This window comes from Acinetobacter sp. ANC 3781 (genome assembly GCF_004331285.1).
Classification (GTDB): domain Bacteria; phylum Pseudomonadota; class Gammaproteobacteria; order Pseudomonadales; family Moraxellaceae; genus Acinetobacter.
Genome location: NZ_SJOH01000034.1, coordinates 1 through 7,667 on the forward strand (window position 1 = coordinate 1; position 7,667 = coordinate 7,667).

At 41.5% G+C, this 7,667-nt stretch carries 8 protein-coding genes; 3 read left to right on the plus strand and 5 right to left on the minus strand.

The window, feature by feature from the left end; all coding sequences use genetic code 11:
- From E0H89_RS16125 to E0H89_RS16145, 5 genes are all read right to left on the minus strand, one after another.
- On the minus strand, window positions 1-276 hold a 276-nt coding region (locus tag E0H89_RS16125; protein WP_250697894.1), incomplete at its 3' end, for a GTP-binding protein.
- Between the two features lie 93 nt (window positions 277-369).
- Window positions 370-2,508 carry an elongation factor G gene (gene fusA, locus E0H89_RS16130; protein ID WP_131218521.1) on the minus strand — a complete coding sequence of 713 codons (2,139 nt, stop codon included), beginning with the start codon at window positions 2,506-2,508 and terminating at the stop codon, window positions 370-372.
- Between the two features lie 126 nt (window positions 2,509-2,634).
- The gene (gene rpsG, locus E0H89_RS16135; protein WP_004648014.1) at window positions 2,635-3,105 is read right to left on the minus strand and encodes a 30S ribosomal protein S7; all 471 of its coding nucleotides are present in this window, start codon (window positions 3,103-3,105) and stop codon (window positions 2,635-2,637) included.
- Window positions 3,106-3,282: 177 nt separating this feature from the next.
- The gene (gene rpsL, locus E0H89_RS16140; RefSeq protein ID WP_004648013.1) at window positions 3,283-3,657 is read right to left on the minus strand and encodes a 30S ribosomal protein S12; all 375 of its coding nucleotides are present in this window, start codon (window positions 3,655-3,657) and stop codon (window positions 3,283-3,285) included.
- 169 nt (window positions 3,658-3,826) lie between these two features.
- A complete protein-coding gene (locus E0H89_RS16145) occupies window positions 3,827-5,278 on the minus strand; it encodes an EcsC family protein (RefSeq protein ID WP_131218523.1) in 1,452 nt (483 codons plus the stop codon).
- A gap of 279 nt (window positions 5,279-5,557) precedes the next feature.
- Here E0H89_RS16145 and E0H89_RS16150 point away from each other — a divergent pair, with 279 nt between their 5' ends.
- The 3 genes from E0H89_RS16150 to E0H89_RS16160 form a co-directional block, all read left to right on the plus strand.
- Entirely contained in the window at window positions 5,558-6,787 is a 1,230-nt protein-coding gene (locus tag E0H89_RS16150; RefSeq protein WP_131218525.1) for a beta-ketoacyl-ACP synthase II, read from the plus strand.
- 70 nt (window positions 6,788-6,857) lie between these two features.
- On the plus strand, window positions 6,858-7,310 hold the full coding sequence (gene hemJ / locus E0H89_RS16155; protein ID WP_131218527.1) for a protoporphyrinogen oxidase HemJ: 453 nt from the start codon (window positions 6,858-6,860) through the stop codon (window positions 7,308-7,310).
- A gap of 196 nt (window positions 7,311-7,506) precedes the next feature.
- Window positions 7,507-7,667, plus strand: a 161-nt coding sequence (locus E0H89_RS16160; RefSeq protein ID WP_205755871.1) for a helix-turn-helix domain-containing protein, incomplete at its 3' end; no start/stop codon positions are given.

Here is a 7,667-nt window from a genome sequence, read left to right on the forward strand (position 1 = left end):
CATGTTTTTAACATAATCGGCGTGACCTGGACAGTCTACGTGAGCGTAGTGACGAGTTGGAGAATCGTATTCTACGTGTGAAGTATTAATGGTAATACCACGCGCTTTTTCTTCTGGTGCAGAGTCAATTGCTGCGTAATCTTTAGCTTCACCGCCGTAAGTTTTTGCACAAATCGTTGCAATTGCAGCAGTTAAAGTTGTTTTACCATGGTCGACGTGACCAATTGTACCCACGTTTACGTGTGGCTTATTACGTTCAAACTTAGCCTTAGCCATGAGAGCTTCCTTTTATAACTACTCATGCAGGGTTACTGCATGAGCACTTGGTTTTTAACTATGAATTAGTTTGGGCTTATAGTAATCGAAAGATTACTCGTCGTCACCTTTTTTACCGCCAGATTGGAATTTAGAAATGATGCCTTCCGCCACGTTACGTGGAGTTTCAGCATATTTTGCAAATTCCATAGAATAAGTCGCACGACCTTGAGACATAGAACGCATAGAAGTTGCGTAACCAAACATCTCTGCCAATGGAACTTCAGCTTTAATTGCTTTAGTACCACCAGGTAAATCGTCCATACCTTGAACCATACCGCGACGACGGTTTAAGTCACCCATGATATCGCCCATGTAGTCTTCTGGAGTTTCTACTTCAACTTTCATGATAGGTTCAAGAAGGATTGGATCCGCTTTCATGAAACCATCACGGAAGGCATAAGAACCCGCCATTTTGAACGATAATTCATCAGAATCGACATCATGGTAAGAACCATCGAATAATGTCGCTTTGATACCCACAACAGGGTAACCAGCCAATACACCATTCTTCATACGTTCTTGAATACCTTTGTCAACCGCACCAAAGAATTCTTTAGGTACAGTACCACCTACGACTTCTTCAGCGAATAGGTATTCTTTACCAGCTTCTTCGACATTCATAGGCTCTAAACGAACATATACATGACCGAATTTACCTTTACCACCCGTTTGACGTACAAATTTACCTTCTTGCTCAACAGTCTTTTTGATTGTTTCGCGGTAAGCAACCATTGGTTTACCAATGTTCGCTTCAACGTTAAATTCACGTTTCATACGATCAACAAGAATGTCAAGGTGAAGCTCACCCATACCAGCAATAATTGTTTGACCAGATTCTTCGTCTGTGCGAACACGGAACGATGGATCTTCTTTAGCCAAGCGACCAAGTGCGATAGACATTTTCTCTTGGTCAGCTTTTGTCTTAGGCTCTACAGCTAAAGAAATTACTGGCTCAGGGAATTCCATACGCTCAAGTGTAATGATGTTTTTCTCATCACAAAGTGTATCACCAGTGGTAACGTCTTTAAGACCTACACATGCAGCGATGTCACCAGCGCGGATCTCTTCAACGTCTTGACGTTCGTTCGCATGCATTTGCACGATACGGCCGATACGTTCACGTTTAGATTTCACTGGGTTGTATACTGGGTCGCCTTGTTTAAGCACACCAGAATAAACACGTACGAAAGTTAAGTTACCTACGAATTTGTCGTTCATGATTTTGAACGCAAGTGCAGAGAACGGAGCTTCGTCAGATGCTTCACGAATCGCTTTAGTTTCAGCTTTGTCGTCAAGAATACCTTCGATAGGCTTAACTTCTGTAGGCGATGGCAAGAAATCAATCACAGCATCCAACATACGTTGAACACCTTTGTTTTTGAATGCAGTACCACAAAGCATTGGTTGGATTTCGCAAGCCAAAGTTTGAGCACGAATACCAGCAACGATTTGTTCTTTTGTCAAATCGCCATTGTTTAGGTATTCATCCATCAATTCTTCAGATGCTTCAGCCGCAGCTTCAACCATGTTTGTACGCCATTCTTCAGCAAGTTCTTGAAGATCGGCCGGGATTTCACCGTATTCGAACTGCATACCTTGAGAAGCTTCATCCCAAATGATCTGTTTCATTTCGATCAAATCGATAACGCCAGTGAAGTTTTCTTCAGCGCCAACAGGGATAACTACAGGTACAGGGTGTGCACCCAAACGCGTACGCATTTGTTCAACAACGCGGAAGAAGTTTGCACCAGTACGGTCCATCTTGTTCACGAATGCCAAACGAGGCACTTTATATTTATTTGCTTGACGCCATACAGTTTCTGACTGAGGTTGAACACCACCTACAGCACAGTAAACCATACATGCACCGTCAAGAACACGCATAGAACGCTCAACTTCGATTGTGAAGTCAACGTGTCCTGGGGTGTCAATTACGTTTACACGGTGTTCTGGATATTGTTTACCCATACCAGACCAGAAACAAGTGGTAGCAGCTGAAGTAATGGTAATACCACGTTCTTGCTCTTGTTCCATCCAGTCCATTGTTGCTGCACCATCATGCACTTCACCAATTTTGTGAGATACACCTGTGTAGAACAAGATACGTTCAGTAGTCGTGGTTTTACCAGCATCAATGTGTGCTGAAATACCAATGTTACGGTAACGAGAAATTGGGGTTTGACGAGCCATGATTTCTTGCATTCCTAAATTTGTTGTTTAAAACAGGACACTTTAAGCTGCAACAGCAGCTTAAAGTGTTTGACGATAGTTCAGTAAACCGACCTATCATCTTCCTGATTAAGGTCTTTAAACCTATTAGAAACGGTAGTGAGAGAAGGCTTTGTTGGCTTCAGCCATACGATGCACATCTTCACGTTTCTTAATCGCTGAACCTTTACCTTCAGCTGCATCAAGCAACTCACCAGCAAGACGTAAAGCCATAGTTTTTTCAGAACGCTTAGCAGCAGCGTCTACTAACCAGCGCATAGCTAAGGCAGTACGACGGGATGGGCGTACTTCCATAGGCACTTGATAAGTAGCACCACCAACACGGCGTGCTTTTACTTCGACCATAGGACGAACTTTTTCAAGAGTAGTCTCGAAAAATTCAACTGGATCTACTTTAGATTTTTCTTGAACGCGGTCTAAAGCACCGTAAACGATACTTTCAGCAATAGATTTTTTACCATCTTGCATTACGTGGTTCATGAACTTAGCGATTGTTTGGCTGCCGAACTTAGGATCCGGAAGGATTTCACGGGCAGCAACTACGCGACGTCTTGGCATTTTAACACCTATAAATATGACACTTCAGGTTTATCCAGCATGAGTACAAAGTGTCATGTACTGTTCGCTGGCCTTACTACACGTCGCTTGAATTTTACAAAATTAAATGCAGAAATCAGACAAGCGAGACGATAAAGGATTGCGGTTCTACGTTCTTAAGAAGCTAATCTAAAAAGATTATTTCTTAGGACGTTTAGTACCGTATTTAGAACGAGACTGGTTACGATCTTTAACACCAGCGCAGTCTAAAGAACCACGAACGGTATGGTAACGTACACCTGGTAAGTCTTTAACACGACCACCACGGATAAGAACAACACTGTGCTCTTGTAGGTTATGGCCTTCACCACCGATGTAGCTTGATACTTCAAAACCTGAAGTTAAGCGAACACGGCAAACTTTACGCATTGCTGAGTTAGGTTTTTTAGGTGTAGTAGTGTAAACACGTGTACAAACACCACGACGTTGTGGACAAGCCTTCAACGCAGGAACTTTTGATTTTTCAATCAAAGTCGTACGACCCTTACGGATCAACTGATTTGTTGTTGCCATTTGGCAATTCTCCCGTTAATAAAAAGCCTCAAAAAAATACTACTTTTTTGAGGGCACACAATTGTAAGCGAAGATAGAAAGATGGTCAATATTCGATGCTCTATCAAATATCAACCATTTCCTTATAATTAGGGTGGTGTAAGGGATTTACTAGGCTTAAGCCTAGCTTTTAGGATTTCTTTTTTGTAACTTTACGTTTTATTGGAGCAGTTTCATCCTGTGCTTCAGATGTATCGTTAGAAGATTGCTCTAATTTCTCTTCACTTTCACTTCCCTCAAGTTCTGGCTCATAGTGTTCTTTAGCTTGATCCAATTCTGGATCTTCTAAAGGAACAGCAGGTTTTTGAGGTTCAACCTGTTCATGTGGTTCAACCATTTGCTCAGCTAAAGCTTCCAGACCCTGTTCAACCTGTTCATCCTTTCGGTTTTCATCAACTTCGCGGGTTGCTGTTTTCTTTTTGATGGTAACACTAGAAATAGCTTTATTATCAGGTATTTGAATATCCTGATCTAATTTAATCTCACTTGACTTATCATCAACTTTAGACAAATGTTCCAATAATTTTGGCGTTGCTTGAGCCAATAATGCCAAAGATTTTTCATAAGCCGCAATCGGGGATAACTCTACTCCTTGATGTTGTTGCAAGTAACTTCGGGCATGAGAAAAAATTTGTTGCGCTTTCTGATTTACATCTTCAACCAGTTTCCAGCTATACGCTGCACTAATGCCCGCTTCTGCGACTGGTGTCAATTTGCTGATAATCGAAATTTTAGGAATATGATTCAACCACTCCCATTTCATTTCACCGTTTTCATTGCTTAACCATTTTTTCAGCGAAGCAGTATCATTACTAGAACCCAGCATTTGTTGAAATTGAGAAATATCATGTGTTTTTAACATATTAGATAGCGCTTTAAGTGCCATCAAAACACTTTGCTTTTCAGCAATCTGCCCCAAATCAATTTGTTTAAATACAAACTGGACAATATCCTGTTCTGTCTCTTTATTTAGCTCAAAACCATAGGCACGGCCAACCTGATAAATCATGCGCAAAGACATGACTAATGACAAAGGTACATCAATCGCTGAACCGACCACCCCAGTGGCCCCGGTTACCGCCCCCTGGATAGAGGCAATCCATTTATTCTGTTCTGCCAAAGCCTGACTAATTCGCTTTGATCGGTCCACGTCTTGGGTCAGCTCTTGTAAATCTTTTGCTCCAGCCTGATCCAGCACTGCATCGACTGAACTTATATTTGAGGTAAATTGATTCAGCTGCTCAAAAAAATAATCCGATACTTTGTCTGAAAATTGTGGGGAAACAAAATTGGCGATACGCGTCACTTTACCATACTGATGACCGAGTAATTGTTTCGAGACACCGGGTAAGTACTGGCGCAGCATTTGTTGAGGATTATCATATTTTTGGACTTCAAAAGTACTTGATTGATGAGCACCTCCATTAACCACCTTGCCATTTTTTACGGGCAGTATGACCTTGGTCAAACCGTTCGGTGCGGCATGATTCAGTACATCCATTCCAGCTGCACTGATCTTTTTAGCCACTCCAAAGGCATTTGAGAAGAATCCATGCGAATGTTTATTATTGATATCAGTCATTCTTTATCCTCATTTTCAGTTCTTACAATTATTGATAAATACTAGGTACAGTCTAAGTTTATCTCAATTTTAATATGTATCTTTTAGTTAATTAAACCGGAGAATTTTCACAAATAGATACAGAGGGAAATAGGCATAATATTTGCCATAAGAATTCAAAAACCTTTCTGCTATTATGAATGTAATTGAAATACATGAGTAAGGCGCTGGGTTTTGCTTGAGGCAAACAGTTCATTCAGCCGCATTTACTCAAACCACTACCATATAAGGGATCTGTAGATGAAACGTGTTGTAATCACTGGCATGGGCATTAACTCATGTATTGGTAATTCTTTAGAAGAAGTAACAAATTCTTTGCAAAACGGTATTTCTGGAACACGTTTTAACCCGACTTATGCTGAACTCAATTTTAAAAGCCACGTGAGTGCAGCAGCAGAACAAAACTTTGACAATATTGACCGTAAACTCAAACGCTTTATGGGTGTTTGTGCAATGTATGCCTATAACTCGGCTTTAGCTGCGGTAGAACATGCAGGTTTAAACGTTGATGATCTAGCGGGTAACCCACGTTACGGTATTACCGGTGGTTCAGGTGGTGGTTCAACTGCTTCTGTTATTGAAATGAACGAATTATTGCAAACCAAAGGTGCACGTAAAGTTGGTCCTTTCTTTGTTCCTCGTAACATGACCAATACCATTACAGCAAACGTTGGTGTTGCATTCAAATTACAAGGTGTGGCGCATACCATTACCAGCGCATGTGCGACTTCTGCCGATGCAATTGGCTATGCTTACAATCTGATTCAATTGGGCAAACAAGATTTAATGCTGGCAGGTGGCGGTGAAGAAGATCACTGGTCACAAAGCTTGTTGTTTGATGCCATGGGTGCGCTTTGCTCTAAATACAATGACACGCCAGAAAAAGCTTCTCGTCCATATTCTGCTGACCGTGACGGTTTTGTGATTGCGGGTGGCGGCGGTTTTGTAGTGCTTGAATCACTTGAACATGCGCAAGCACGTGGTGCAAAAATCCTTGCTGAAGTTGTCGGCTATGCTGCAAACAGTGATGGTGCAGACATGGTTGCGCCAAGCGGTGAAGGTGCAACACGTTGTGTACTTCTGGCTTTAGAAGAAGCAAAACAACACGGTGTAGATAAAATTGACTATGTAAATACGCATGGTACCTCTACTCCAGCGGGTGACATCACAGAACTTAAAGCCATGGAACGTGCATTTGGTGAAGGTCAGGTTCCTCCACTGAGCTCAACCAAGTCAATGACGGGTCACAGCCTGGGTGCTGCCGGTGTTCAAGAAGCAATTTATTCGGTTCTGATGATGCAAAATGACTTTATTGCACCAAACATCAACGTGACTGAACTGGATGAAGGCGCAAAACCATTTGATATCGTGCTTGAAAAACGTGACACAAAATTGAATACTGTGATGAGTAACAGTTTCGGTTTTGGCGGTGTAAATGCCTGTCTTGTTTTCAAAAAATGGGAAGGCTAAGCTAAGAATTGTTGATCATTCGGCAACGGATGATCAACTTCTGCCACACTGCCCTTAAAAGGGTGAATAGATGGATGCTCCTTCTGATGCTTTCTTGTGGGTAAAAGCATTACATATTATTGCTGTAGTTTGCTGGTTCGCCGCTTTGTTCTACTTGCCACGTTTATATGTTTATCATGCGATGAGTGAGGATGTCACGAGTCATCAGCGCTTCCAGATTATGGAACGCAAGTTGTACCGCGGCATTATGTGGCCTGCAATGGTTGCAACACTGATTACAGCGCACTTTTTAGTGGATTGGGGAGATGCAACTCGGCATTACCATGAAGCACTCTGGTTTTACCTGAAAGTTGGCTTAGTCGGTTTACTGGTGATTTACCATTTTGTCTGCGGCTATTACCGTAAAAAACTGATGGTCGATGCGCATTATAAATCACATAAGTTCTGGCGTTACTTTAATGAAATGCCAACACTGATTCTATTTGCGGTGGTGATTTTAGTGGTAGTTAAACCGCAGTTTTAATCTATTTGATTTAAAAGGGCCTCCAAATAGGAGGTTTTTTTATATTTTTTTTACTTACTCATCCGAATCCTGCTTAAGCCGATTTTTCCATAATATGCTTGGATTCTCAAATGAAGTGCAACAGAGATTAAATTATTGGAAGGAAGCAAGATGAGCTAGCATTTTGCTTCCGACCGACCAAAGTCAAAGTTGCATCATGAACTATACTCATCTTACTCAAGAAGAAAGATATCAGATTTCTACATTGTTACGTGAAGGTTTTTCTAAACGTTATATCGCCTGGAGGCTAAATCGCTCACCCTCAACCATTTCCAGAGAAATAGCACGCAATCGAGCAAGGAATGGTTATTTCGCTAA